Consider the following 23,669-nt stretch of genomic DNA (forward strand, 5'->3'; position numbering starts at 1 on the left):
AGATCCAGCTCACATTGGCAAGGCTTTACCGCAATAAAATTGCAAAAAAGTGCAATTTATTAGTTATTCATATCAACACACAACCTTTATACAGACTTATCCACAGGAGTGGATGAAATGCGGGGTTTTGTCTCAGGATAAGTGCCTAACAAGGGGACAGGCACACATCCATCATCGCCGCACCGTCGCGTCCGACGCACTGCACCAACGGGCGCTTCTATATAAAGAGGCGTATATAGCAGTGCTTATCCCAATCCAGCCTCTTTGACCCAGCACGCCATCAGCTCGCCAGCGGGAAGATCTCGGCAGCCCGATACATTCTGGCCAGCCCAGAGCGGAGAGAAGCCACAGTCCCCCGCCTTCTCGGCGGCGGCACGCAGCGGTGCCAGTGCGCCACTGGCATAGGGGAAGTGAGGGGCAAGATCCGAGAGCCGGCCCAGCTCTTTCATAAGACGGTTGACGATCCCCCGCGCCGGACGGCCACTGAACAGATTGGTCAGTGCCGTCTGCTGGCCCTCTGGTGAATGGATGGCGGTGCGATGCAGCGCCGAGGTGGTCGCTTCATGGCAACAGAGAAAGGCAGTGCCCATCTGCACCGCGCTCGCCCCCATTTGCAGCGCGTTGGCTATCCCCTTGCCATCGACGATACCACCAGCGGCAATCACCGGCAGATCGGTCACCGCGAGGATTTGTGCCAGCAGGGTCAGGGTGCTCTGCTGCAAGGCGAGATCATCGGAGAGGAAATGACCGCGATGACCGCCCGCCTCCAATCCCTGAGCGATGATAGCATCGGCGCCGTGTTGAGCGAGCCATACGGCCTCCGCCACCGTGGTGGCGCTGGCAAATACCTTGGCCCCCGCAGCCTTCACTTGGACAAGCAGCTCAGGCGCGGGCAAGCCGAAGTGAAAGCTGACCACCGCCGGTCTGAACTCAGCCACCATGGCGGCATGCTCCTCATTGAAAGGTGCACGGCTTGGCACCGTCGTGACCGCTGGGGGAAGTAGGCCGAACTCGGCGTAGTAGGGAGCAAGGCGCTGCTGCCAGCGGGCCAGTGCAACGGGATCCGGTTCCCGTTGCAGGTGGCAGAAGAAGTTGATGTTAAATGGCCCAAGGCCGCTTTGGGTAAGTCGTCCCAGTTCGCTGCGCAGCTCCGCTGATGTGAGCATGGCGGCAGGCAGGGAACCCAAGCCGCCCGCACGGGTCACGGCCAGCGCCAGCTCGCTTCCCTGCACACCGGCCATCGGCGCCTGAATAATGGGATAACGCATCCCCAGTTCGGTAAAGAGGCTCATCCATTCACCCCGTTTGTCGCATCCGCCGCCAGATGTGCGCGGGCCAGCGCAATAGCGCCGTCGATGGCACTGCGCGCCTGCGGGCTGCTCTGCCAGCAGGTCGAGCCCAGCATGCTGGCCACCAGCTGGACGATATGGGTGGTGTCGGCCTCGGCCAATCCGGCCAGAGTATGATAGCCCAGCTGTTCGAGCCGCCCGATAACGGTCGGCCCAACCCCTTTCACGCCGAGCAGCATTGCCCGCTCTGTCGGGCCAAACCGGTTGTTGCCATCCATCTGTCAGATTCCTTTCCGATAGCTATGGTTACACATCAGGCCCGCAAGGGGCCCGATGAAGAGAGTGGAGGCTTAACGCACGCTGCGCAGCAGGAAGTCCGGCTGACCACAGGAGCGGCGCTCGCGCTTTTGCATCTCGGCGGAGCAGGTGACCGCATCCGTCCCCTCTTTATTGACGCAGATGTAGATCTCCCGCAGGAAGCGGCCACCATCGGCGCAAGCCACCGTGATATTGTCGGGTGCCAGCCACTCGTTGGCGCTCGCCAAATCGGCCTTGAGCTGGAAGCTGGTTTTGCGCAGCGGCTCTTCCGGGGATTGATAAGCCGCCGGGATCTTCACCTTCTGGCGCAAATCACTCGCCAGCTGATGGAAGGCCTGCTGGCTCAGGCCGGAGCAGGTGCCATGTTTCTCCCACTCATGGCGATAGAGGAAACGGCTGGGGTAGAGGTCGGCAAACTCGCTCTCTATATCGGGATCGAGCTGTTCGCGAGTGCAGTTGCTGGGGTAACCGCGATCGTACTGGGGCCAAAGACCATGCAGCACAAAGCCCAGCTTGCGGGAACACTGATCCCGATCCGCCGGTTTGACGGCGCAGTGCTCGGGCGACCAGGAGAGCGCCATGGCGTAATAGTCAAACTCCCCCGCCTCCCCTTTGGCCTGCACGGCCGAGGAGAGCAACAAACCACCCGCCAACAGGGCAATCATCTTCTTCATCTATATATTTCCATTTCAACCAACTCGGGAATGGCTGCAATGCTCCCATATTCCAGCGCGCGGAAACAGTGGTCCCGCCAAGGCTTGCGACAAGGGTCAGACCACTTCGGGGTTTCACCGGATACTAACGAGGCGTAAGCTGGCATCCTGGCGCCGGGTGCGCCACCGCATCATTTCAAGCAACCACAGGATGTAACATGATCCGCAAGAATCCCTCCGGCCATCTGCCTGTCATCGACGAATCCGCCTATATCGACAAAACCGCCATCATCTGCGGCAAGGTGATCATCAAAGAGAATGTCTTTGTCGGCCCCTATGCGGTGATCCGTGCCGACGAGGTGGATGAGAGTGGAGATATGGAACCCATCGTCATCGGCGCCAACTCCAATATCCAGGATGGCGTGGTGATCCACTCCAAATCCGGCGCCGCCGTCACCATCGGCGAGTACACCTCCATCGCCCACCGCTCCATCGTCCACGGACCGTGCGAAGTGGGAAACCGGGTCTTTATCGGCTTCAACAGCGTGCTGTTCAACTGCCATATCGGTGACGGTGCCGTGGTGCGTCACAACTCGGTGATCGATGGCTGCGATCTGCCGCCGGAGTTCTACGTCCCCTCCACCACCCGCATCAACCAGCAGAGCGATCTGACCCATATTCCGCGGGTTTCGGTAGATGCCGCCGAGTTCTCCGAGGACGTGGCCCACACCAATATCGATCTGGTCAAAGGGTACAAGGCACTCTCCAACGAGTTCTGATCCCTTTCTTTATTACCAGAGAACAAAACGGGCGCCGAGGCGCCCGTTGCTGTTTCTATCGCTACTTAATATATGTGCGGATCAGGAGCACTTCTTCAGGCTGATATGCCAGTTGGCACCGGATTGCACCTGATGCTTGGCGGCGAAGCTGTCCATGTTCAACGCCACTGACACCTGCAGCAGGCTGTTGAGGTAGACCAGCGGCTGACCTTCCGGCACATCGCCGAAGCTGCTGACGTAAGGTGCCTTGCCGTCATATTTGACCACATCCCCTTCGCGGATCTTGATGCAGGCGTTATCCCCCTTGTTGATCCCCGCCTTGGTTAGCAGAGCATCGTCGATATTGGTCCAGACGTTGCCGTACTGCACATCGAGGATCGGGATGGTGCCCTTGAGGGTGCCATCTTTCTCGGCTACTGCAGGCTGATAGGGGATCTTAACCACCTCGGCAGGCAGTTTCGGGCCCACCTGCTCGTAGCTGATGGCACCGGAGGCGAGCCGGGCGCCGGTGTAGGCATAGACGTCGCGACCGTGGAAGGTGTAGGACTTCTCGGAGCCCTTGAGGCGGTTGGTCTTCTCGTCGATCTGGCGCACGGTGTCGATGCCGAAGTGCTCGGCTACCAGAGTCAGGGTGCCGTTGTCCGGGGTCACGATGTAGTGGCCGCTCCTGGTCTTGAGCACTACTGACTTGCGCTCGGTGCCGACACCGGGATCCACCACGCTGACAAACACAGTCCCCTTGGGCCAATACTGCAGGGTCTGGTAGAGGCGGTAGGAGGCTTCCCAGATGTTGTAAGCCGGGATCTCGTGGGTCAGGTCATAGAGCGGCAGAGTGCGGTCCACCCCGAAGGCGACCCCCTTCATGGCCGACACGGCGCCATCTTTGAGGCCGAAATCGGTCTGGATCACCAGCGCTTCGTTGGCGGCGGCGATGCCGCTTGCCAGCATGAGAGCGAGCGCGATGGCACGGGGAGCGGTGCGAATATCCATATCTGAACTCCTGAATCATCTGAGGATAACGAAACAGCGAAAGCCATTTAGACATCCAGACTGCCACCAATGGATTTTTTTGCAAGGGGTTTGCAACAAAGTGAGGGACGACTCGCAGAAATTGTGCTCGCCAAACGTCGGCGGCGGGGGTATCAAAGGCAGAACAGGAAAACGTTTACAATACAGGGGCTCAGCACCATGACACAACCCGTACCGGAGATGATGACCCTGCTGCTGGAGATTGGTGAACAGAGCAGTCAGCTCTGGCTGAGCCAGCCAGATACGGCCCCGTCACACTACCCGCTGGCCTTTGGCACCCACGCCATCCAGCCCGGACCGTTTCGCCACGCGCCGCCCACCCCGCTCGAACTGGAGCGGGCCATCATGGTGGTGGAAGATGAGCTGATGCGCATCGCCCCGCAGATCCCGCCCGGCTTGCAGCTGACCCTGCGCAGCCAACCCTCACTGGCCGAAGCGCTGGGGGACAACCAGCTCGACCGGGATCTGGTGGAGCAAGCCTTTGGCCAGCTGGCCGCCATGGCGGAAGGGGATCCCCTGGCCGCCAGCTTGCTGCCCCGCGACGAGCACTTTGCCGCCGTGCTGCTGATCGTCAGGGAGTGGCTGCACCATCTGGCCAGCGAGAGCGTGCTGATCGTGGAGTAGGGATAAATAAGTGGTGAGGTCTTCAGCTTCAGGCAAGGTTTGTCGGTGGATCCTGTCGGGATTTCATTCGCGTATACTTTGCCCGTATGGCGCCCGCGCCCCTATCGGTACTCTAACCAGACACCTATGACCTTATTTTCAGGTAACCCCCCAGCCTTGCGCTGGCCACCGGCGTTTGCTCGCCAGTTCATCGTCAAAGTGGCCGGATTGGCCCTGCTCGCCCTGACCGGGTTGGGCACTGTCTTCTACTACACCTATCTCACTATCCAGCACGACATGGATCTCATCACCGCCAGACAGAAGAACGTGTTCGAGGTCTTCTACCAGCGAGCCAAGATCCTCAAGGTGGAGAACATCACCAGCTATCTGGCACAACACCATCTGCTCGATCAGCCACCGCCCCCGAATAGCGTCGGCAGCGACTATCTCTACGGATATGACCTCAAAAGCAAATGCCGCTTTGCCGATATTCCGCTGCAATACCCGGCCGCCAACATCCTCAACACCTTCCGCTATGCCCTCTCCTACCCGGAGGTGATCAATATCTACACCATCTGGAATGACTACCGGCTGATCGGCATGGTGGCCGACAACAATGTGCTGCCCGCCAGACTGGCGCCGATCAAGGTGGATCTGATGACCCTGCCCGCCTGGTATCACTACTTCGGTTGCGCCAGCTTTGCCCCCGGCCGCCCTTTGTGCAGCACCGATGAAGCCTTTGTCTCCGATATCGAGATCGACAGCTTCAGCATGCGCAACACCATAGTGATGTACTTCCCCTTCATCCATCAGTCGGGACGCGGCGGTTACAAATACGGGCTGCTCGGTATCGATATCGCCGTCGATGAAGCATTTAACGATGTGCTGCGACCCTTCGATACCATCAACCCGACCCGCACCAACATATCGTTTGAAGCCGCCGAGCCCTGCCGCCCGAGGCATCTCTGCCTGAGCAAACCCTTTATGCGCACCAAGGCGGGGGATGATCTCTATCTGAAGTGGTCCTACAGCTGGTTTGATTTCGTCAAGCTGGCCCTGCAAAGTGCGGCCTTCAAGGTCTATCTCATCGTGCTGTTGCTGGGCATGGTGGCCTGGAAGCAGATCTACTTGCGGCTGCGCACCCTGGCGCACACCGACCACCTGACCCGGCTGCCACGCAGAGATGTGCTCTGCCAGAGTCTGCTCCATGAGCACGACTACCTGATGATCCTCGATATCGACAACTTCAAGTCGATCAACGACACCTATGGCCATAGCATCGGGGATCTGGCTCTGGTCGCCTTTGCCCGCCACCTCAGAAGCAATATCCGCAAGGTGGACAGCGCCATCCGTTGGGGCGGCGAGGAGTTTATCGTACTGTTCAAGGGGATGGAGGATGACGAGATGATGATCCACTCCGCTGGCCGCCTGCTGGATCGCCCATTGGGTATCCCCGAGCTGCCCACCCCCATCACCTTCTCCGCTGGGGTGATCCGCATTCGCGACTACCTCACCGTCACCGAGGCGGTGCATCTGGCCGATGAGCTGCTCTACCACGTCAAACAGCACGGCAAGCACAACATCGCCTGCTACGAGGGCAAAAGGACCCGGCTGATCCGCCCGTTGCCGGACGACGCAGAGGCATAGCCGCCTTCTGCCGCTCCCCCTGCTTCTGTTACCATCGCGGCCACGATCACTCATTGCATCGTGGCCGCAGGCCGCGATAACTCCGACTGGTGCCCCTATGTCCACAGCCTCCTTTGCCGAACTGGCCCTCTCCCCCCGTCTGCAGCAGACCCTGACCGAACTCGGCTATGCCGCCCCCACCCCCATTCAGGCCCGCGCCATCCCGGTCATTCTGGCGGGGCGGGATCTGATGGCAGGCGCCCAGACCGGCACCGGCAAAACCGCCGCCTTTGTGCTGCCGCTGCTGGAGCAGTTGCTACAACAGCCGCAAGCAAAGCCCCGCCCGATCCGCACGCTGGTGCTGGTGCCGACCCGCGAGCTGGCGGTGCAGGTTGCCGAGAGTGTCGCGCGCTACGGCCAGGGTACCGGTCTCACCAGCACGCTGGTCTACGGCGGGGTAAGTATCGCGGCGCAGGTGGAGGCGCTTCAGGCCGGGGTGGATATCCTGATCGCCACCCCGGGCCGCCTGCTCGACCATCTGCGGCAGGGGGCGCTGAGTCTGGCGGAGCTGCGCCATCTGGTGTTTGACGAGGCGGATCGCATGCTCGACATGGGCTTTATGGACGAGATCAAGGCGCTGCTGAAACAGATCCCGGCGGATCGCCAGACCCTGCTCTTCTCCGCCACCTGCGATGACAACCTGTTTGCCCTCTGCAAGGTGCTGCTGCGTGACCCCGAGCTGATTGAGGTGGCACCGCGCAACACCACGGCGGCCGAGGTGGAACAGCGGGTCTACACGGTGGATAGCGATCGCAAGCTGGCGCTGGTCGAACACATGCTGAAAGTGAAAGGGTGGGCACCAGCGCTGATCTTCAGCCGCACCCGCCAAGGTGCTGACAAGCTGGCCCAGCAGCTTGGCAAAGCGGGCATCAATTCCCTCGCCTTCCACGGCGATCTGTCGCAAAGCGCGAGGGAAAAAGTGCTGCTGGAGTTTCGTGCTGGCACCTTGCAGGCGCTGGTCGCCACCGACGTGGCGGCCCGCGGCCTCGATATCACGGATCTCAACTACGTGATTAACCTCGAATTCCCGTTTGTGGCGGAGGATTACGTCCATCGTATCGGTCGCACCGGCCGCGCCGGCAACAAAGGGCTCGCCATTACCCTGTTCAGCCCGGAAGATGCGCCGCTGCTGGAGAAGGTGGAAGCGGTACTCGACACCCGCTTGCCCCAGCAGTGGTTTCCGGGCTTTGAGCCGGATCTCACCCGCTTCGAACCCGAGCCGCGCCGCAATAGCAAGGCGGCCCAGAAGCAGCGCGCCAGAAAGCAGGCCCTCGCTGGCAACAAGGGTGGCAAGGGCAAGCGTTAAACCTCTCCTGCGCCGCCAATAAAAAACGCCCGCACGGGCGTTTTTTTGTTATCTGACAGGGGCCAGCTCTTGGCGAGTAACCCCCTAACGGGTCGCCAGCACCAGTGGCAGGGATCGCAAGATCTGCCGCTCCGCCAGGGTCGAGAGGATAAACATCACCATATAACCGAGCCCCAGCGCCACGATAATCGCCACCACATTGGCAGTGAATTCGGCCACCAGATAGTAGGCGGCGACCAGCGCCACTATGCCCGCCAACCGGATCAACAAACTCTGGGTAAAGTGACCGTGAGCCTTGATATAGGCGAGCTGATAGCCGTTGAGCATCATAAAGATAAAGAAGATCGAGAAGTGGAACAGCACAGGCACCGCCCCCACGTAGTCGGCGGGGAAGAACAGCAACACCAGCGGCTTGCCCGCCAGCAGCATCAAGCCAAAGAAGATCAGGCTGACGATAGCGGAGAGACGGAAGATCCAGCGCCGGATCAGCCTTATCTGGCGGTGATCGCCGTTGCGCAGATTGACCGCCAGCTCAGGCAGCACAAAGCGGTAAATGGGGAAGACAAACAAGGTGGTCATATAGGTGAATATGGGGCGCACCACCACCTGAAAATCCCCCAGCTCGTCGATGCTGAAGTGGCGGATGGTGAGCAGCACAGTGATGTAAATCATCAGGATGCTGGCCCCCGCCTCCAGCGAAGCGGTGAAGCTCTTTTTCACATAGCTCACCATCTCTGGGCCGAGCGCCACCTTGGCGAGCGGCCTGGTGGCGATGGCCCGGCGGCGCGAAACATACATATAACCGGCGATGGCGAGCGACGAGAAGGTCAGCCCGTAGAAGAGCGAAGGGAGCGCATCCATCCCCAGCCCGAAGTAACAGGCCATAAACAGCAGACCGTTGGCCAGCGGCTCCAGCCAGGTGACCCGGTTGGAGAGCTGATACATCCGGTACATGGCCACCAGATTGGTGAAGTAGACCTTGAGCCCCAGCCCGAAGATGACCCCCACCAGTTGCAGATACTCCACCCGGATATGGAGCCCGTGCTTGATATAGGGGATCACCGCCCCCCAGGTGAGCAGCACGATGCCGATGAGGAAGTAGCGGAAGATATTGATAATGTCCCGATCGTTTTTGGTCTGGGAGTAGCTCACCACCATGGAGGAGCGAAAACCTGTCATCAGGATAAAGGATAGGGAGATCAAATCCACCACGCTGTTAAACAGCGCCAGCTCCCCCTTGGCGACCCACTGCGCCAGCCACACCTTGAAGGCGAAGCCGATAACGATGCTGACCAGCGAGGCCCACATCCCGGTGATAAAGGCCTGCTTGAGGCGCGCGAGAGAGGCATATTGCATAACGAAAATTTATGGTTTTCCGGGGAATGACTAAACGCCATGTTATGAAAGCCCACCCCCCTTGAACAGCCTAATCTCGCAGTGCCAACGCCCGCAATAAGTGGCCGCAGAAAAGCCGCAACAGCAAAACCCCCGCTTATTTCCTGAAAGCGGGCGTTTTGTGGTGCGCCGTTATGGCTGCTGATTGCAGCAATGGCAAGGCTTGCAGGCTCTCTGCCACGCAGCGGCTATGACTGCGGCACCGCCTTGATAAGCGCCTCGTAGTGATCAATCAACTCGGGGCCGTGCAGCGGCGAGTCATGACCGCCAATCACCGTCTTGATCGGTAGCTTCATCGCTTTGAGCCGCTCGATGGTCTGCGGATAGGCCTTCACATTGGCAAAGCTCAGGTTGCCCAGCTTCTCCTTGAGGATGCAGTTGCCATAGAGCACCTGCTCATCGGGGAAGTAGACAAAGATGCCGTCCGGCGTGTGGGCCGGGCCCGCATAGAAGGCGCGCAGCTTGCCCTCTTGCAGCGTGAAGTCGCCATCGTGCACCACGTTGGGCAGCACCAGCGGCAGATCCGGATACTCCGGCAGCCCCTTGCGGGTAAAGGCGACAATCTCGGCCCAGTCGCTCTTCATCAGATCCCGGGTCTGGCGCGTCGCCACCACCTTGGCCCCGATGGACTTCCAGTAGGCGTTACCGCCCGCCCGATCGGTGTGGTAGTTGGTGTTGATCACCTCCAGTACCGGCTTGCTGCTGACCCGTTTGATCAGCTTATGCAGCTCGCGGGCGGTATCCGGTGTCCAGGTCGCCCCCACCACAGTCACCCCCTTGGCCCCGAAATAGACCATGGAGTTCTCTTTGATGTAGTAGTTGTCCTCCACCACGTAGACCGGGCCGCTCACCTGCTTGAGCTCGATCCCAGCCGCCCGCACGCTGCCCCCCCAGAAACTCGCCATCAGCACCACGGCCCCGGCCAATGTGCACTTCATCCAACCTTTCATCATCTTGCTCCCTCGAACCAACCGCCCCCTCGCCACCCCTGTGGCAAGCCGGGCCTTTTAAGCAGTGGGCAGAAGATACGGGGGATTTGTGAGGGGAAAATGAGGTTGTGTGAAGAGAAGGTGAAGTCTGGGAAAATTCAGAAAAATCAGGGGGAATCGGCGACGAGCCACGGCAAAAATGGCAGTTGGCAGTGCGAAAAATGGAGAGAGGTAAGGCTCAAAACGCGCAATCACCGCCTTGATGTAGGGACGATTAGCGCAGCGTAATCGTCCGTTTACCGCGAACATGGTGATGGAAAAACGTTCAAGCAACCTTGAATGCCAGCGACCTCTCGGCAACCTCCCTTTCGCGATCGTCCGAATATGCAGAACTATTAGAATCACCCCCCTTCTAGCCTCGCATCAACAATCGTCCCAACGTGCGAAAGAATCTCCCTTTTCAGGTGTTAAATCTACTAGACAATAGACCTGAAAGAGTATGACAATGCTGCATATGTATATTGTTTGGGAAAGTAGCTAATGACTATAAATTTCCTATATAAGTCTAATACCATGGAAATATTTTCCGCTGAAAAAACAATCGAATCAATCGTCAGTCTAAATTTATTCAAAAATAACATAAGCATTGTTATTCCTCATATTATGGAGTTAATCTCAAATGTTTATACCCATGCATCAAAACCAAACACAGTTGATATAGTTAATTGGGAATTGAAAATAACAAAAAACAACAATCTGATAACGATCTGTGTTAGTGATGATGGTAGGGGAGTGCAGAAGAGTTTAAGCGATAAAGGTGAAAAATATACCTTTGATGAAAAGAACTCAATTGAGTTTGCAGTAGAAGGCAGAATTAATAACAGAGGTCTTGGATTATGGTCAATCTTCAATGACGTAAAACGTGGCGAGCTTTTTTCTTTTGAGCTAAATAGTGACTCCATATGCTATCACCTAGACCAAGAAAAAAAAGACGTCACGAAAACAAGTAAATATCTACCCGGAGTAAAGGCAACGATAGCCATATCCGCTGAGACCACATCATGAGCCAAGACACTATTTTTTTACAAGACTACACCAAATGCCTATTTGGTCGTTTTCGTACAGAAAGTGAAAAATCTGCAGAGGCATTTCGTGATGATGTGTTGTTACCAAGCTTATTAACACATGATTTAGTAACCTTGGATATCTCTATGAGATATGGACTTCCAGCCTCATCTTTAGAAGAAATATTTGGTGGTTTAGTTCGACATTCCAATATGACCACTGAAGAGATTTTGAATAGATTAAATATAGTTTCAGATTGTGAGTTTAATAGAAACAGCGCGCTTACATACATTAGAGATGCTGCAAAAAAATGACAGAACATGACTCTGTAATTATAAAAATACTAATTGGCGCTATCATTGGTGCACTGATCACTTACTGGAGAACAAAATACACTGTTTATTCATCTGATTTTTCTAAAAGAATAGAAATTGTTTGTAAAATGATAGATGACTACGCGGAATGTGCTTGTCGCCATTGGTCAAAACTTAAATCAAGTGATGAACTAAAATCCAATCCTCATTACATAGTAGGATTGCAATCTCGCTTAGCAACGTTCTTAAAATCTATGGACGATGATTATTCAGGATTTGAATCCAGTGACATAATGCAACTACTACATGAATTAAATGATGAATGTACAGGTGGAAACTTCAATGATGTATCAGACGATGAGGCCCATAAGGTTGCAGCCATATTAAACTTAGCTGAAAAATTAAAAGGCGAGATATTCAAAATACGACATCAAAATTATTAAGCATATAACAATATATAAAATACAACACTATAAATAAAACCACCCTATACGTGAAGGTGGTTTTATTCTCGCTATAACCAATAACCCCAGCCAGCAATCACCCCAACGGCGGCGTCCGCGGCGGTACCATCCGCTTGCTGCCGGTGGACTCGAAGGCCGAGGCAAAGCGCAGCAGGTTGTTGTCGTCATAGGCGCGACCGGCGAAGGTCAGCCCCACCGGCATACCGATATCGGCCATGATGCCCATGGGGACGGTGACGGTCGGCACGCCGAGGTGGCGGATGGCGAGGTTGCCGTTGGCAACCCAGATGCCGTTGCTCCAGGCGATATCGGCAGAGGCCGGATTCACATCCGCATCAGCCGGGGCGACGTCCGCGACGGTGGGGAACAGCACGGCGTCGAGCTTGAGCCCGTCCATCCAGTCTTCCAGATCCAGCTTGCGGGTCTTCTCCAGACCGCGCAGGCCATCCGGCACTGTGGCGATCTCGTCCCACGATTTCAGGCCGCGCTTGGCCATATTGACGTACTCGTCCATGCCCGCCGCCAGATCGCCCTCGCGGTTCGGCAGGGTGCCCGGATCGTGGGGGAAGATCTTTGGCCCATCGACATCGGCCAGCTTGTTGAGCTTGGGATCGCCATTGGCGCGCAGGAAGTCGTCGAACGCCCAGCCGGAGAGCTCCCACAGCTCGTCGTTGAGAAACTCCGGGCTCACGATGCCGCGATTGAACACAGTCGGCGCGCCGGGTCGGTCCCCTTCGCAGTTGGAGACCAGCGGGAAGTCCACTTCGATGACTTCGGCGCCAGCAGCTTCCAGCGCCTGACGGGCCTGCTCCCACAGGGCAATCACGGTCTCGCGGGTATGGATGCGCTGACCGGTCGGGCCGCCGATGCCGGGGTTTTCGCTGGTGCCGGCCAGTTCATCCTTGTTGATAAACATGCGCGGTACGCCGAGGCGCTTGCCCTTGAGGGCATCGGGCTTGGCAGCCAGATCCAGATAGGAAGCAGGACGCACTTCAGAGGCCTTGGGCAGCTGCACCCAGGGCTGCATGCGCCAGAGATCGCCACGGGTATCGGCATCGTCGGCGACCACTACGTCGAGCACTTCCAAGAGGTCATTCATGGTGCGGGCATAAGGCACCACCACATCCATGGTCGGGGTCAGCGGCCAGTTTCCCCGCACCGAAATCACGCCACGGGACGGGGTGTAGGCACACAGACCGTTGTTGGAAGCCGGGCCACGGCCGCTCGACCAGGTCTCTTCGGCCAGACCAAAGGCAGAAAAGCTGGCGGCGGTGGCAGTACCGGCCCCGTTGGAGGAGCCGGAGGCAAACGGCGCGGTCAGGTAGTCTGCGTTGTAGGGGCTCTCGGCACGGCCATAGACGCCGCGCTGCATGCCGCCATTGGCCATCGGCGGCATATTGGTTTTGCCAAGGCAGATGGCACCGGCGGCGCGCAGGCGCTCCACGGTAAAGGCATCGCGCTGGGCCACCAGATCCTTGAAGGCCGGGCTGCCGGAGGCGGCAGTCAGCCCCTTGACCAGATAGCTGTCTTTGGCGGTGTAGGGGATGCCGTCGAGCGGGCTCAGGGTCTCGCCACGGGCACGGCGGGCATCGGAAGCCTCGGCCTCTTTCAGCGCATCGGGATTGGCGACCACCACGGCGTTGAGTTTGGTGGCTGTCTCGGGGCCGTTGTAAGCCTCGATCCGGGCCAGATAGGCCTTGACCAGTTCGACCGCTGTGGTGCGGCCTGATTCGAGCGCGGCACGCAGCTCGGCAATGGAAACCTCGGTCACTTCGATCATGGGGATCTCCTGTAAAAGGGTGACTGTTTGTCATGATGTTCGCCGCATCAGCGCCTGCGACCATCACACCATCAAGAGATAAAACCCCACGGCGTGGGGTTTTGAATACCAGCTGGAACCGGTTTACGACCCGTCGCGAGAGGCCGTCAGCAAGGTGAAGAGCAGCGCAGGAACCGGAGTGTATGTGAATACATGAGGATTCCGAGCAGCACATGAGCCTTGATCACGGCTTCGCAGCAGGATCGTCATCCGGTTCTTATTTGCCGGAAGGGATCTGCTGGGTAATGCAGTGAATATTGCCACCGCCCAGCAGGATCTCGCGGGCCGGCACGCCGACCACAGTATGATCCGGGAAGATCTCCTCCAGAATGCGCTGGGCTTCGCCATCGGTGGCGGCATCCAGCAGCGGATAGACGATGCGATCGTTGGTGATAAGGAAGTTCACATAGGAACCAGCCAGACGGCCTTCTGCCTCGCGCGGCACACCGGTACCGCTCTCGACACCGGCAGACTCATCTTCGGTGCAGAACAGCGGGCCCGGCTGGGGCAGCTTCCACACTTTCAGCTTGCGACCCTTGGCATCGACCGCCGCTTCCAGCACCTTGAGGGCGGCCACGGAGCGGGCGTACTGGGGATCGTTCTGATCGTCAGTCCAGTGCAGCGCCACTTCACCCGGACGCACGAAGCAGCACATGTTGTCGATGTGGCCGTCGGTTTCATCCATATAGACGCCTTCGTCCAGCCAGATAAAGCTGGTGACGCCCAGATAGTCGCGCAGGTGAGCTTCGATCTGCTCTTTGGTCAGGTGCGGGTTGCGGTTTTCGTTGAGCAGACACTCGGCGGTGGTCAGGCAGGTGCCTTCGCCATCGACGTGGATGGAGCCCCCTTCCAGAATCAGCGGCGCATCGTAGCGAGCCATCTCGTGTTGGGTCAGCATCTGGGCAGCAACCTCTTCATCCTGATTCCACGGGTAGTAGAGACCGCCCTTGTGACCGCCCCAGGCGTTGAAGCCCCAATCTACCCCACGGCACTCGCCGGCCGCGTTGGTGACGATGGTGGGGCCGGTATCGCGAGCCCAGCAGTCATCGCTGTTCATCTCGACCAGAGTGACGTGAGCGGGCATGATGGCGCGGGCCTGCTCCATAAACTGGGCCGGTACCCCCATAAAGACCGGGGTGGCGCCACCGATGGCATCGGCCACCTTGGCGAAGGTCTCTTGCGCGAAGCGACCGGCTACGCGCCAGTTGTCCGGGCGAAACGGCCAGATCATCCAGACGGCTTGCTGGTGCGCCCACTCGGCGGGCATGGTGAAGCCGTCGGCGGCCGGCGTGGAGTTAATGGTCTTGATGCTCATCGCAAGGCTCCTTGCATGGATTGAGGCCCCCGTTTACGCCCGATGCGGCGCGGGAACCCGGAAAAATAACAGTGGGTCGCAGAGTAAGACGTTGCGCCCCCATCCATCAAATGAATAGGATGGATTGTCCCATAAACACGGCGAATAATCCCCCCCATGAAACTGCACCAGCTCGACCTCAATCTGCTGCTCGCGTTTGACGCCCTGATGACGCAGGGCAGCGTCACCCGCGCCGCCGAAGCGCTCTTTATCAGCCAGCCCGCCATGAGCCATTCGCTTAACCGGCTGCGCACCTTTCTCGGCGACCCGCTTTTGGTGCGCACCCCGCAGGGGATGCTGCCGACCCCGCGCGCCCAGCGGCTGCACCTCGGGGTGCAGCAGGCGCTGCGGCTGCTGGAGCAGCAGCTCACCGAGGAAGAAGAGTTCGAGCCGAGCCAGTCGAAGCGGCGCTTCGTGCTCTGCACCACAGATTACGTGGAGTGCGTGCTGATCCCGCCGCTTATTCAGCAGCTCAGACGGCTAGCGCCGGGGGTCACCATCGAGATCCGCATCCTGCGCGACACCCTGCCCGAAGCCGAGCTGGCAAGCGGTGAGATCGATCTGGTGCTGGGGTTTGACGAGTACATGCAGGTGCCGGGGTATCTGGGCAAGGAGACCTGGCTCACCGAACCGCTGGCCGGACTGGTGCGCGCCGATCTGCCCATTGCCAAATCGGCCCCCGCCGGTGCCGAGGATGACCCCTCCCAGTGGATGGAGCGCATCACCTTGCAGCAGCTCATCGCCATGCCCCATGTGTTCCACTCGCCGCTGGGCACCTCGGAGGCGAGCCTCGACCGCTATCTGAAGAGTCAGGGCTTTAGCCGCACCATCTCGGTCAACAGCCAGAGCTATATGTCCGCCGCCGCCATCGTCAGCCAGAGCGATCACCTCTTGGTGCTGCCCAGCATGGTGGCTGAGCTGCTTGCCACCCACTGGCCGCTGAAAAGCCTGCCGCTGCCCGAAGACGTGCCGGATTACCACCTCAACTGCGTCTGGCATCCCGTGCATGCGCAGCAACCGGCGCTGGTATGGCTGAAAGATTTGATGAAAGAGCTGGTGGGGCCGAGGTAACCCTCCCGCAAACAACAGTGGCTCCCGAGGGAGCCACTGTTGTTTCTGCGGTATCGCGTTACGCCCGCAGGGCCCGCATCAGCTGGGCGACTACATCGTCGAGCAGGGGGCGATCGGGGCGGCACTGGGCGAAGGTGATAAGCCCTTGCAGGTTGATCAGCAGCAGGGCAGTGAGGGTGTGGATATTGCTATCCGGGGCCAGCTCGCCCTTGGCCTGCGCCTGTGTCAGCAACTCGGCCAGATCCTGCTCCAGCTCGCCATAGATACCCTTGACCCGCTGGGTCAGCTCCTCATCTTGCTCGCTCAGCTCCATCATGGTGCGGGTCACCAGACAGGAGCCGCAGAGCGCCTCCCCCACAATCCGGTCGAGATAGGCAGCAAGGCCCGCCAGCGGGCTCGGGTTGTCGAGCAGGGAGCGGCGCTGGGTGCGTTTACCCTCGACATAGTGATCCACCGCCGCCAGCAGCAGGCCGCGCTTGTTGCCAAAGGCGCCGTAAATGCTGCCCGGGTGCAGGCCGGTGGCGGCCACCAGCTCCTGCATGGTGGTCTTGGCATATCCCTTGGCGCGAAACGCTTCCATGGCATTTCGCAGTACCTCGTCCCGATCAAACTCGGCTATGCGCATGGTTCCTCCCGTGGGAAATGGTTCACCGGCAAGGAGCAACAGGGCCCGCCGATAAAGAGTGACTGGAAAGGGCGGCAAGTTTACCCCAGCCGCCCGCTCGGGCCAACCTTCTTGAACGCGCATTCAAAAAAAGCTTGCGCCCGACGCAAAAAACGTCTTGAATGCACGTTCAAGAATAACCCGTTCAGGACAACCTATCATGAATACCCTGTTTCAGCCGTATCGACTCAATGACACTCTGACCCTGGCCAACCGTTTCATGATGGCCCCGCTCACCCGCTGCATGGCAGGCCCAGGTCTGGTGCCGACCGAGCAGATGGCTGCCTATTACGGCCGCCGCGCCGACATCGGCCTGATTGTTTCCGAGGCCGTCATCATCCGCCCCGACGCGCAGGGTTACCCCAATACCCCGGGCCTCTTCACCCAGGCGCAGATCGATGGCTGGAAGAAAGTGACCAGCGCCGTGCACGCCAAGGGCGGCAAGATCTTCGCCCAGCTGTGGCACGTAGGTCGCCTCTCCCACCCCTTCTTCCATCAGGCTGAAGTGTTGGCCCCCTCAGCCGTGGCGCACGAGGGCACTGTGCCCCGCATGCGCGAGCTCACCTATCAGGTGCCGCGCGCCCTGACCGAGGCGGAAATCGCCCAGCTGGTGCTGGATTACGCCCAAGCCGCTGCCAACGCCATCGAGGCGGGCTTTGACGGGGTGGAGATCCACGGTGCCAATGGCTACCTGATCGACCAGTTCCTGCATCACTCCACCAACCTGCGCACCGACAACTACGGTGGCAGCCCGGAAAAGATGAGCCGCTTCGCGCTGGAAGTGGTCGATGCCATCAGCACCCGCATCGGCGGTGATCGGGTTGGTATTCGCCTCTCCCCGGGTGCCTATGTCCATCTGGCGGGCAGCCCGGAAGATCGCGCCGTGTTCGACTACCTGCTGGGCAAGCTCAACGATCGCCCGCTGGCCTATATCCACCTCGGCATCTTCGATGACAACCTCACCTTCGATTATCTGGGTGGCCGCGCCTCCGACTATCTGCGCGCCCACTACAAAGGAAATCTGGTCGGGGTGGGCAACTACGACGCCGAGCGCGCCGCTGCGGCCATTGAGGCCAACCGCTTCGATCTGGTGGCTATCGGTCGTCCGCTTATCGCCAACCCGGACTATCTCGCCAAAGTGAAAAATGGCGAAGCACTGGTGCCCTACGCCGACACCATGCTGGCTGAGCTGGTATAACCACGAAGCCATCGCCAGACGACAGGCAATAAAAAACGAGGGGAGCAGTTGCTCCCCTCGTGCTATCTGGCTGATGCCGTATTCCGTTGCTGCGGACTTAATTGGTGCGGAAGAGAGCCTCAATGGAGAGCCCCTGGCTCAGCAGGATCTCCCGCAGACGGCGCAGCCCCTCCACCTGGATCTGGCGTACCCGCTCGCGGGTCAGGCCAATCTCGGCCCCCACATCCTCGAGGGTAGCGGGCTCGTAGCCCAGCAGACCGAAACGACGGGCCAGCACTTCCCGCTGCTTGGGGTTGAGCTCCTCAAGCCAGTGGACAATGCTGCTGCGCATATCATCTTCCTGTGACTCCAGCTCCGGCCCCATGCCGCGCTCGTCGGAGAGCACATCCAGCAGCGCTTTGTCGCGATCGCCACCAATGGGGGTGTCCACCGAGGTGATCTTCTCGTTGAGCTTGAGCATGCGGTTCACATCATCCACCGAACGATCCAGCGCGAAGGCGATATCCTCGGCGGTCGGTTCATGATCGAGACGGTGAGAGAGTTCGCGCGCGGTGCGCAGGTAAACGTTTAACTCTTTGACCACATGAATGGGCAGACGGATGGTACGGGTCTGGTTCATGATGGCCCGCTCTATGGTCTGGCGGATCCACCAGGTAGCATAGGTAGAGAAACGGAAGCCGCGCTCGGGGTCAAACTTCTCGACCGCGCGGATAAGACCGAGGTTGCCCTCTTCGATAAGATCCAGCAGCACCAGGCCACGGTTGTTGTAACGGCGGGCGATTTTCACCACCAGTCGCAGGTTGGACTCGATCATGCGCTTGCGGGCGGCTTTATCACCTCGCAAGGCACGACGGGCGTAGTAGACTTCCTCTTCGGCAGTGAGCAGCGGGGAGAAACCTATCTCCCCCAGATAGAGTTGCGTGGCATCCATCACCTTGTTCAGTTCCGGTGCCAGCAACTCATCGGAGATAGTCTCGTCCGCCTCGGCGGCTACCTCCTGCAACTCTTCTACTTCATGAGATTCGGGTTCAGCGTCAAACTCTAACTCTGCATCCTGCATTACCAGTTGTTCTTGGCTCATGGTGTGTCTCCCTGACGTTACCAGAGTAAGACGGTCTCTCTGGGGTTAACGCTTTGGCAAATAGCTCATCGGATTGATCGACTTGCCTCTGTACCGGATCTCGAAATGCAATCGCACATCCGGCGCGTCCGTGCTACCCATGTTGGCAATGACCGAGCCCCCCTTGACGCTGTCCCCTTCCTTCACCCGCAACTCGTCGTTGTGTGCGTAAGCGGAGAGATAGTCATCATCATGCTTGAGGATAATCAGCTTGCCATACCCCCTTAAAGCACTGCCAGCGTATACCACTTTACCGCTGCTGGCGGCGTAGACGGGTTGCCCCTTCTGGCCGGCTATGTCGATCCCCTTGTTACCCTGTTCTGCAACAGAGAACCCCTCGACAATCCGACCTTTTGCGGGCCAGTGCCAAGCAAGTCTCGACTGGGAGTTGTTTGTTTTTTGTTCTTTGACCTGAGCGTATTCCTTCGGTGCTGCCGGAGCAACGGATTTCTGAGAGATGAACGGCGTGGTCTGACCAGATCCGCTAGGCTCGGCCAACGGACGCGGACCGCTGCTCGGACGGCTCACGGCCACCGGCGTCACGGTTGTCGGACGAGTCACAGCCACCATCTGGGTTGTGTTGCCACCGGACTGTACATTGAGCACCTGACCCGGTTGCAGCGCATAAGGGGCGCTCAGGTTATTGCTCTGGGCCAGCGCCTGCGCACTCATGCCAAACTGGCGACCGATGCTGCTCAGGGTATCGCCGCGACGTACCTGATAGGTCCCCGTACTGCGGCTGCTGCCAACACTGGCACTGGAGCCATCGAGGCGCAGCCGCTGCCCCGGATAGATGTTGTAGGGCGGGCTGATATTGTTGAGGCTGGCCAGTGAGGGCACATCATTACCGGAGTTAAAAGCGATGGAGTAGAGAGTATCCCCCTTCTTCACCACATAGCTGCCGCCCTGAATAGGGGCGCTGACCTGGGCACCACTCTGGCGAGCCGGAATGGTCGAGACGAACTGATCATCACCGACCCCATCCACCGGAGCTGCAGTTTTACTGGAGGAGCAGGCAAGCAGCAGCCAGGACAACACCACGACACTGCTTCCCTGCCAAATACGCGAACGCATAATGGATCCTTAACGACTAAACCAGAAATAGGCCACCACGGCCAGACCAATACAGAGCCAACCGAGCACATCTACATAGTGCATCAGTTTGCGTTCCATCTTCTCGCCCCCCCAACGCATCAGGCCAGCAACCAGGAAAAAGCGCATGCCACGACCGATGAGGGAGGTGATGATGAAAGGCAACAGAGCCATTTGCAACAACCCAGCCGTCACGGTAAACACCTTGTAGGGGATCGGGGTGAAGCTGGCAATGAAAATGACCCAGATCCCCCACTGCTCAAACCAGTGGCGGGCGATCTCGATCTTTCCCTGATAGCCAACAGACTCCACCAGTGGCAGCACCACTGGATCCCACAAGGCATAGCCAAGGGCATAGCCAAACAGCGCACCCAGCACCGAGAATACGGTAGCCAGCGTAGCGTAGTGCCACGCCTTGTGCGGCTTGGCGAGCGCCATCGGCGCCAGCATCACATCCACCGGGATCGGCCAGAATACCGATTCGATAAAGGCGGTGATGGAGAGATACCAGGGAGCATGCTTGTGGCGGGCCCACTGCATCACCAGTACATACAAACGGGAAAACAACTTCACTCAACATCTCCGTCAATCAGGGGAACAAAACGTACCGGCTCCAGAATTCGGCTGGTCAGCTGGGAGCCGGATCGTTCAATCAGCTGCAGGGTCTGCTGACTGTCACCGACAGGCAACACCAGTCGCCCCCCTTCGGCCAGTTGATCGGTCAGTGCCGTCGGGATCTCGCTCGCCGCGGCCGTCACCAGAATGGCGTCATAAGGCCCCTTGTTAGGCCACCCCAACCAGCCGTTGCCGTGCTTGGCCGAGACATTGTGCAGATCGAGCTGGCGCAGCCGGCGCCGGGCCTGGAACTGCAGCGACTTGATCCGCTCAACGGTATACACATGCTCCACCAGATGGGCGAGGATCGCCGTCTGGTAACCCGAGCCAGTGCCAATCTCCAGCACATGGGCCGGATTGTTTTGCATCAGCAACTCGGTCATTCGCGCCACCATATAGGGCTGCGAAATGGTCTGGCCGTGGCCAATGGGCAGGGCGGTGTTGTCCCACGCCTTGTGTGCCATGGCCTCGTCCACGAACAGCTGGCGCGGCACTTTCGCGATGGTCGCCAGCACGCGAAAATCGCGAATATCCTGTGCAATGAGCTGATTTAACAGGCGCTGTACTATCACACCACCCTCATCCCTGCAGATCTAACCAGGCCCCCAGACCGGCGAGACTGTCATAGGCAGTCATGTCGATGGTCAGAGGGGTAATCGAGACATAGCCCTGCTCGATGGCGGCAAAATCGGTACCTTCACCGGCATCCTGCTGGCTGCCGGGAGGGCCAATCCAGTAGATGGGCTGGCCACGGGGATCCTCGGTACGGATCACCGACTCCGCCCGGTGGCGATTGCCAAGGCGGGTGGTCTTGATCCCCTTGATCTGTTCGAGGGGCAAGTCCGGCACGTTGACGTTGAGGATCTGATCGGCAGGCAGGGGGTGTTTCATCAGCCCCTTCACCAGCAGGGCCGCATAGTGGGCCGCCGTGGCGAAGTGGGTCTTGCCCACCAACGAGATGGCGATGGAGGGGTAACCAAGATGGCGCCCCTCGGTGGCCGCGGCGACCGTCCCCGAATAGATGACATCATCTCCCAGGTTGGCGCCGTGATTGATGCCGGCCACTACCATGTCCGGCTCCGGGCGTACCAGCTCGTTGACTGCCAGATGCACGCAGTCGGTCGGCGTGCCTTTCACCGCATAGCTCTCGCACCCATTAAAGCCGTTTTCTGCAATGCGGGTAACCCGCAGCGGTACTTCCAGCGTCAGGGAGTGACTCGCGCCGCTGCGGTTGCGATCCGGAGCCACCACAATGACCTCGCCACAGGCGCGCAGCGCCTCGCTGAGGGCACGAATGCCCTCGGCATGCACACCATCATCATTACTGACCAGAATTCGCATCGGTCTGATTCCTGAAACCGTGATCAGCCTCTTCGGCCTGCATTAACTCGCGCACCACGCTGGTGGCAAACGCGCCCGCCGGCAGGAAGAAGGAGAGGGTCAGCGCCTCGCCGTCCAGCTGCCAGCTCATCTGCTCCGGCTTGAGCAGCAGCGGGCGCCTGTCCTGATCCAGCCCGGCCTTCTCCAGCCCGTCACACCAATCGCTATAGGGAGCCAACACAGCCTGTTCGAACTCGGCAGCGGCGCCCTGACTGGCCAGACGGCCACGGCCCCACTGGGGCGCGGTGAGCTGCACATCGCCGGAGGCAAGACGCGCTTCCAGCTCGGGGGTCACGCTCTCTTCGCTGAAGATGGAGTGGCTGCCCTTGAGCATCACGCAATCACCGGCCAGCAGCTGATGAGCCAGCCCCTGCTCGATACGGGCGCTGACAATGGCGTTGAACAGCATGCTGCGGGCGGCAGAGAGGTAGAGGGAACGCTTGTTGCGATCCTTGATCCGCTTGCCGGCAAACATTGCCTTGGCCGCTTCCAGGTTGTTGCCATCGCGACCAAAACGCTGCTCACCATAATAATTGGGCACGCCCTGAGTGGCGATGGCCTGCAGGCGCGCTTCCAGCCCGTCGGCCTGTTCCAGACCGGTGAGACGCAGGGTGAAATGGTTGCCCTTGAGGTAGCCTACCCGCAATTTGCGGTTGTGACGCCTGGCTTGCAGGATCTGGATGCTGTCGCTCTCGATAACCGACAAGTCCGGCTCGGCCTTGCCTGGCAGATGAATGCCGAACCACTGCTCGGTTACCGCGTGGCGATCCTTCAGGCCAGCCCAGGTCACCGCATTGCGGTTGACCCCGGCCGCATCGGCCAGCAGACCCGCCACCCAGGCGGTGTTCTCGCCAGTTTTGCGCACCCGGACGAAGATGTGTTCACCCTCGCCACAAGGCTCGAAGCCGAGATCCTCATTCACCACAAAATCGGCGGCCTCGGCCTTGAGGATACCGCGGGCGGTGGGCGCCCCGTGCAGATAGGCAAGTTTTTCCAGCATTATTGTTTCACCAACAGGACGACGGCTTCGGTGGCGATCCCTTCCTTGCGCCCCGTAAAACCCAATTTTTCGGTGGTGGTCGCCTTGACGTTCACCCGGTTCAAATCACATTGCAGATCGGCGGCCAGCACGGCGCACATGGCGTCGATATGGGGGGCCATTTTGGGCGCTTGGGCGATGATGGTCACATCCAGGTTGCCGATGGCATAACCCGCCTTATGTACCCTGGCAAACACATCCCGCAGCAGGATGCGGCTGTCGATCCCCTTGAACTCGGCAGCGGTATCGGGGAAGTGGCGACCGATGTCACCGGCACCAATGGCGCCCAGCAGGGCATCGCTCACCGCGTGCAGCACCACATCGCCGTCAGAATGGGCAACCAGCCCCTGCTCGTAGGGAACCGGCACGCCACCCAGCATGCAGGGGCCAACACCACCAAATTTATGAACATCAAAACCATGACCAATGCGCATCATCAGCGGCAACCTCCCAACATGCTGAAACCAACCCCATCAATTTTGTGTAC

Annotated in this window: 25 protein-coding genes; 9 read left to right on the plus strand and 16 right to left on the minus strand. The window is 59.0% G+C overall.

Features of this window, described 5'->3' with window-relative positions; genetic code table 11:
• Positions 1 to 245: 245 nt before the first annotated feature.
• The 3 genes from LRL22_RS13375 to LRL22_RS13385 all read right to left on the minus strand — a co-directional run bounded on the left by LRL22_RS13375 (position 246) and on the right by LRL22_RS13385 (position 2,281).
• The gene (locus LRL22_RS13375) at positions 246 to 1,292 is read right to left on the minus strand and encodes an NAD(P)H-dependent flavin oxidoreductase (RefSeq protein ID WP_270905563.1); all 1,047 of its coding nucleotides are present in this window, start codon (positions 1,290 to 1,292) and stop codon (positions 246 to 248) included.
• Complete coding sequence (locus tag LRL22_RS13380) at positions 1,289 to 1,567, minus strand: helix-hairpin-helix domain-containing protein (protein WP_270905564.1); 279 nt, start codon at positions 1,565 to 1,567, stop codon at positions 1,289 to 1,291. The genes LRL22_RS13375 and LRL22_RS13380 overlap by 4 nt, the downstream gene beginning before the upstream one ends.
• Before the next feature lie 72 nt (positions 1,568 to 1,639).
• Entirely contained in the window at positions 1,640 to 2,281 is a 642-nt protein-coding gene (locus LRL22_RS13385) for a ribonuclease T2 family protein (RefSeq protein WP_270905565.1), read from the minus strand.
• 197 nt (positions 2,282 to 2,478) lie between these two features.
• Between LRL22_RS13385 and LRL22_RS13390 the strand changes: the two genes are divergently transcribed.
• Positions 2,479 to 3,039 carry a gamma carbonic anhydrase family protein gene (locus tag LRL22_RS13390; protein WP_005335471.1) on the plus strand — a complete coding sequence of 187 codons (561 nt, stop codon included), beginning with the start codon at positions 2,479 to 2,481 and terminating at the stop codon, positions 3,037 to 3,039.
• An 81-nt stretch (positions 3,040 to 3,120) separates the two neighbouring features.
• Here LRL22_RS13390 and LRL22_RS13395 read toward each other — a convergent pair whose 3' ends face one another.
• Positions 3,121 to 4,029 carry an SAM hydrolase/SAM-dependent halogenase family protein gene (locus LRL22_RS13395; RefSeq protein WP_270905566.1) on the minus strand — a complete coding sequence of 303 codons (909 nt, stop codon included), beginning with the start codon at positions 4,027 to 4,029 and terminating at the stop codon, positions 3,121 to 3,123.
• A 198-nt stretch (positions 4,030 to 4,227) separates the two neighbouring features.
• Here LRL22_RS13395 and LRL22_RS13400 point away from each other — a divergent pair, with 198 nt between their 5' ends.
• The 3 genes from LRL22_RS13400 (at position 4,228) to LRL22_RS13410 (ending at position 7,663) form a co-directional block, all read left to right on the plus strand.
• Positions 4,228 to 4,692, plus strand: a complete 465-nt coding sequence (locus LRL22_RS13400) for a hypothetical protein (protein WP_216950211.1) — start codon at positions 4,228 to 4,230, stop codon at positions 4,690 to 4,692.
• Between the two features lie 126 nt (positions 4,693 to 4,818).
• A complete protein-coding gene (locus LRL22_RS13405; RefSeq protein WP_270905567.1) occupies positions 4,819 to 6,318 on the plus strand; it encodes a GGDEF domain-containing protein in 1,500 nt (499 codons plus the stop codon).
• A gap of 97 nt (positions 6,319 to 6,415) precedes the next feature.
• Positions 6,416 to 7,663 (plus strand): DEAD/DEAH box helicase, encoded by a 1,248-nt coding sequence (locus LRL22_RS13410; protein ID WP_270905568.1) that lies wholly within the window; start codon positions 6,416 to 6,418, stop codon positions 7,661 to 7,663.
• An 84-nt stretch (positions 7,664 to 7,747) separates the two neighbouring features.
• Here LRL22_RS13410 and LRL22_RS13415 read toward each other — a convergent pair whose 3' ends face one another.
• Together LRL22_RS13415 and cphA are read right to left on the minus strand one after the other, a co-directional pair.
• Complete coding sequence (locus tag LRL22_RS13415) at positions 7,748 to 9,019, minus strand: hypothetical protein (protein ID WP_270905569.1); 1,272 nt, start codon at positions 9,017 to 9,019, stop codon at positions 7,748 to 7,750.
• A gap of 227 nt (positions 9,020 to 9,246) precedes the next feature.
• Positions 9,247 to 10,011: a CphA family subclass B2 metallo-beta-lactamase gene (cphA, locus tag LRL22_RS13420; protein WP_270905570.1), complete on the minus strand. Its 765-nt coding sequence runs from the start codon at positions 10,009 to 10,011 to the stop codon at positions 9,247 to 9,249.
• 549 nt (positions 10,012 to 10,560) lie between these two features.
• Here cphA and LRL22_RS13425 point away from each other — a divergent pair.
• Genes LRL22_RS13425 through LRL22_RS13435 form a run of 3 tightly spaced genes read left to right on the plus strand, consistent with a single transcriptional unit; the run spans position 10,561 to position 11,809 of the window.
• Complete coding sequence (locus LRL22_RS13425; protein ID WP_139474425.1) at positions 10,561 to 11,052, plus strand: ATP-binding protein; 492 nt, start codon at positions 10,561 to 10,563, stop codon at positions 11,050 to 11,052.
• On the plus strand, positions 11,049 to 11,366 hold the full coding sequence (locus LRL22_RS13430; RefSeq protein WP_139474426.1) for a DUF4325 domain-containing protein: 318 nt from the start codon (positions 11,049 to 11,051) through the stop codon (positions 11,364 to 11,366). The genes LRL22_RS13425 and LRL22_RS13430 overlap by 4 nt, the downstream gene beginning before the upstream one ends.
• Complete coding sequence (locus LRL22_RS13435) at positions 11,363 to 11,809, plus strand: hypothetical protein (protein WP_139474427.1); 447 nt, start codon at positions 11,363 to 11,365, stop codon at positions 11,807 to 11,809. The genes LRL22_RS13430 and LRL22_RS13435 overlap by 4 nt, the downstream gene beginning before the upstream one ends.
• Positions 11,810 to 11,906: 97 nt before the next feature.
• On the opposite strand, the gene LRL22_RS13440 is transcribed toward LRL22_RS13435, so the two are convergent.
• Together LRL22_RS13440 and aguA are read right to left on the minus strand one after the other, a co-directional pair.
• Positions 11,907 to 13,610 (minus strand): amidase, encoded by a 1,704-nt coding sequence (locus LRL22_RS13440; RefSeq protein WP_270905571.1) that lies wholly within the window; start codon positions 13,608 to 13,610, stop codon positions 11,907 to 11,909.
• A 256-nt stretch (positions 13,611 to 13,866) separates the two neighbouring features.
• Complete coding sequence (gene aguA, locus LRL22_RS13445) at positions 13,867 to 14,964, minus strand: agmatine deiminase (RefSeq protein ID WP_270905572.1); 1,098 nt, start codon at positions 14,962 to 14,964, stop codon at positions 13,867 to 13,869.
• 156 nt (positions 14,965 to 15,120) lie between these two features.
• On the opposite strand from aguA, the gene LRL22_RS13450 reads away from it, so the two are divergent.
• Positions 15,121 to 16,074 carry a LysR family transcriptional regulator gene (locus LRL22_RS13450; RefSeq protein WP_270905573.1) on the plus strand — a complete coding sequence of 318 codons (954 nt, stop codon included), beginning with the start codon at positions 15,121 to 15,123 and terminating at the stop codon, positions 16,072 to 16,074.
• Between the two features lie 58 nt (positions 16,075 to 16,132).
• Here LRL22_RS13450 and LRL22_RS13455 read toward each other — a convergent pair whose 3' ends face one another.
• Positions 16,133 to 16,699, minus strand: a complete 567-nt coding sequence (locus LRL22_RS13455) for a TetR/AcrR family transcriptional regulator (protein ID WP_270905574.1) — start codon at positions 16,697 to 16,699, stop codon at positions 16,133 to 16,135.
• A 199-nt stretch (positions 16,700 to 16,898) separates the two neighbouring features.
• Between LRL22_RS13455 and LRL22_RS13460 the strand changes: the two genes are divergently transcribed.
• Positions 16,899 to 17,936, plus strand: a complete 1,038-nt coding sequence (locus LRL22_RS13460; RefSeq protein WP_270905575.1) for an alkene reductase — start codon at positions 16,899 to 16,901, stop codon at positions 17,934 to 17,936.
• A gap of 97 nt (positions 17,937 to 18,033) precedes the next feature.
• Here LRL22_RS13460 and rpoS read toward each other — a convergent pair whose 3' ends face one another.
• From rpoS to ispF, 7 genes are read right to left on the minus strand one after another with little or no spacing between them, the layout of a single operon-like run.
• Complete coding sequence (gene rpoS / locus LRL22_RS13465) at positions 18,034 to 19,017, minus strand: RNA polymerase sigma factor RpoS (protein ID WP_005335504.1); 984 nt, start codon at positions 19,015 to 19,017, stop codon at positions 18,034 to 18,036.
• A gap of 45 nt (positions 19,018 to 19,062) precedes the next feature.
• Positions 19,063 to 20,130: a LysM peptidoglycan-binding domain-containing protein gene (locus LRL22_RS13470; protein WP_005343369.1), complete on the minus strand. Its 1,068-nt coding sequence runs from the start codon at positions 20,128 to 20,130 to the stop codon at positions 19,063 to 19,065.
• A gap of 9 nt (positions 20,131 to 20,139) precedes the next feature.
• Positions 20,140 to 20,721 (minus strand): YqaA family protein, encoded by a 582-nt coding sequence (locus LRL22_RS13475; protein WP_216979432.1) that lies wholly within the window; start codon positions 20,719 to 20,721, stop codon positions 20,140 to 20,142.
• Positions 20,718 to 21,335, minus strand: coding sequence for a protein-L-isoaspartate(D-aspartate) O-methyltransferase (locus tag LRL22_RS13480; protein ID WP_005335507.1), 618 nt, complete (start codon positions 21,333 to 21,335; stop codon positions 20,718 to 20,720). The genes LRL22_RS13475 and LRL22_RS13480 overlap by 4 nt, the downstream gene beginning before the upstream one ends.
• A 7-nt stretch (positions 21,336 to 21,342) precedes the next feature.
• Entirely contained in the window at positions 21,343 to 22,104 is a 762-nt protein-coding gene (gene surE, locus LRL22_RS13485) for a 5'/3'-nucleotidase SurE (RefSeq protein ID WP_201934041.1), read from the minus strand.
• On the minus strand, positions 22,085 to 23,143 hold the full coding sequence (gene truD, locus LRL22_RS13490) for a tRNA pseudouridine(13) synthase TruD (RefSeq protein WP_270905576.1): 1,059 nt from the start codon (positions 23,141 to 23,143) through the stop codon (positions 22,085 to 22,087). The genes surE and truD overlap by 20 nt, the downstream gene beginning before the upstream one ends.
• Positions 23,143 to 23,619: a 2-C-methyl-D-erythritol 2,4-cyclodiphosphate synthase gene (gene ispF, locus LRL22_RS13495; protein WP_270905577.1), complete on the minus strand. Its 477-nt coding sequence runs from the start codon at positions 23,617 to 23,619 to the stop codon at positions 23,143 to 23,145. Before ispF ends, truD begins: the two co-directional genes overlap by 1 nt.
• Between the last annotated feature and the right edge of the window lie 50 nt (positions 23,620 to 23,669).

Origin of the sequence: Aeromonas sp. PI_26 (assembly GCF_027854445.1) — a bacterium.
In the GTDB taxonomy this organism is placed as follows: domain Bacteria; phylum Pseudomonadota; class Gammaproteobacteria; order Enterobacterales; family Aeromonadaceae; genus Aeromonas; species Aeromonas veronii.

Excerpts from the sequence above, each read along its gene's own strand:
- LRL22_RS13415 (WP_270905569.1), bottom strand. The coding sequence starts at position 9,019 with ATGCAATATGCCTCTCTCGCGCGCCTCAAGCAGGCCTTTATCACCGGG.
- rpoS (WP_005335504.1), bottom strand. The coding sequence starts at position 19,017 with ATGAGCCAAGAACAACTGGTAATGCAGGATGCAGAGTTAGAGTTTGAC.
- LRL22_RS13440 (WP_270905571.1), bottom strand. The coding sequence starts at position 13,610 with ATGATCGAAGTGACCGAGGTTTCCATTGCCGAGCTGCGTGCCGCGCTC.
- LRL22_RS13375 (WP_270905563.1), bottom strand. The coding sequence starts at position 1,292 with ATGAGCCTCTTTACCGAACTGGGGATGCGTTATCCCATTATTCAGGCG.
- aguA (WP_270905572.1), bottom strand. The coding sequence starts at position 14,964 with ATGAGCATCAAGACCATTAACTCCACGCCGGCCGCCGACGGCTTCACC.
- LRL22_RS13405 (WP_270905567.1), top strand. The coding sequence starts at position 4,819 with ATGACCTTATTTTCAGGTAACCCCCCAGCCTTGCGCTGGCCACCGGCG.
- LRL22_RS13425 (WP_139474425.1), top strand. The coding sequence starts at position 10,561 with ATGGAAATATTTTCCGCTGAAAAAACAATCGAATCAATCGTCAGTCTA.
- LRL22_RS13450 (WP_270905573.1), top strand. The coding sequence starts at position 15,121 with ATGAAACTGCACCAGCTCGACCTCAATCTGCTGCTCGCGTTTGACGCC.
- LRL22_RS13395 (WP_270905566.1), bottom strand. The coding sequence starts at position 4,029 with ATGGATATTCGCACCGCTCCCCGTGCCATCGCGCTCGCTCTCATGCTG.
- LRL22_RS13410 (WP_270905568.1), top strand. The coding sequence starts at position 6,416 with ATGTCCACAGCCTCCTTTGCCGAACTGGCCCTCTCCCCCCGTCTGCAG.
- ispF (WP_270905577.1), bottom strand. The coding sequence starts at position 23,619 with ATGATGCGCATTGGTCATGGTTTTGATGTTCATAAATTTGGTGGTGTT.
- LRL22_RS13400 (WP_216950211.1), top strand. The coding sequence starts at position 4,228 with ATGACACAACCCGTACCGGAGATGATGACCCTGCTGCTGGAGATTGGT.
- LRL22_RS13390 (WP_005335471.1), top strand. The coding sequence starts at position 2,479 with ATGATCCGCAAGAATCCCTCCGGCCATCTGCCTGTCATCGACGAATCC.
- cphA (WP_270905570.1), bottom strand. The coding sequence starts at position 10,011 with ATGATGAAAGGTTGGATGAAGTGCACATTGGCCGGGGCCGTGGTGCTG.
- truD (WP_270905576.1), bottom strand. The coding sequence starts at position 23,143 with ATGCTGGAAAAACTTGCCTATCTGCACGGGGCGCCCACCGCCCGCGGT.
- LRL22_RS13455 (WP_270905574.1), bottom strand. The coding sequence starts at position 16,699 with ATGCGCATAGCCGAGTTTGATCGGGACGAGGTACTGCGAAATGCCATG.
- LRL22_RS13385 (WP_270905565.1), bottom strand. The coding sequence starts at position 2,281 with ATGAAGAAGATGATTGCCCTGTTGGCGGGTGGTTTGTTGCTCTCCTCG.
- surE (WP_201934041.1), bottom strand. The coding sequence starts at position 22,104 with ATGCGAATTCTGGTCAGTAATGATGATGGTGTGCATGCCGAGGGCATT.
- LRL22_RS13435 (WP_139474427.1), top strand. The coding sequence starts at position 11,363 with ATGACAGAACATGACTCTGTAATTATAAAAATACTAATTGGCGCTATC.
- LRL22_RS13470 (WP_005343369.1), bottom strand. The coding sequence starts at position 20,130 with ATGCGTTCGCGTATTTGGCAGGGAAGCAGTGTCGTGGTGTTGTCCTGG.
- LRL22_RS13430 (WP_139474426.1), top strand. The coding sequence starts at position 11,049 with ATGAGCCAAGACACTATTTTTTTACAAGACTACACCAAATGCCTATTT.
- LRL22_RS13380 (WP_270905564.1), bottom strand. The coding sequence starts at position 1,567 with ATGGATGGCAACAACCGGTTTGGCCCGACAGAGCGGGCAATGCTGCTC.
- LRL22_RS13460 (WP_270905575.1), top strand. The coding sequence starts at position 16,899 with ATGAATACCCTGTTTCAGCCGTATCGACTCAATGACACTCTGACCCTG.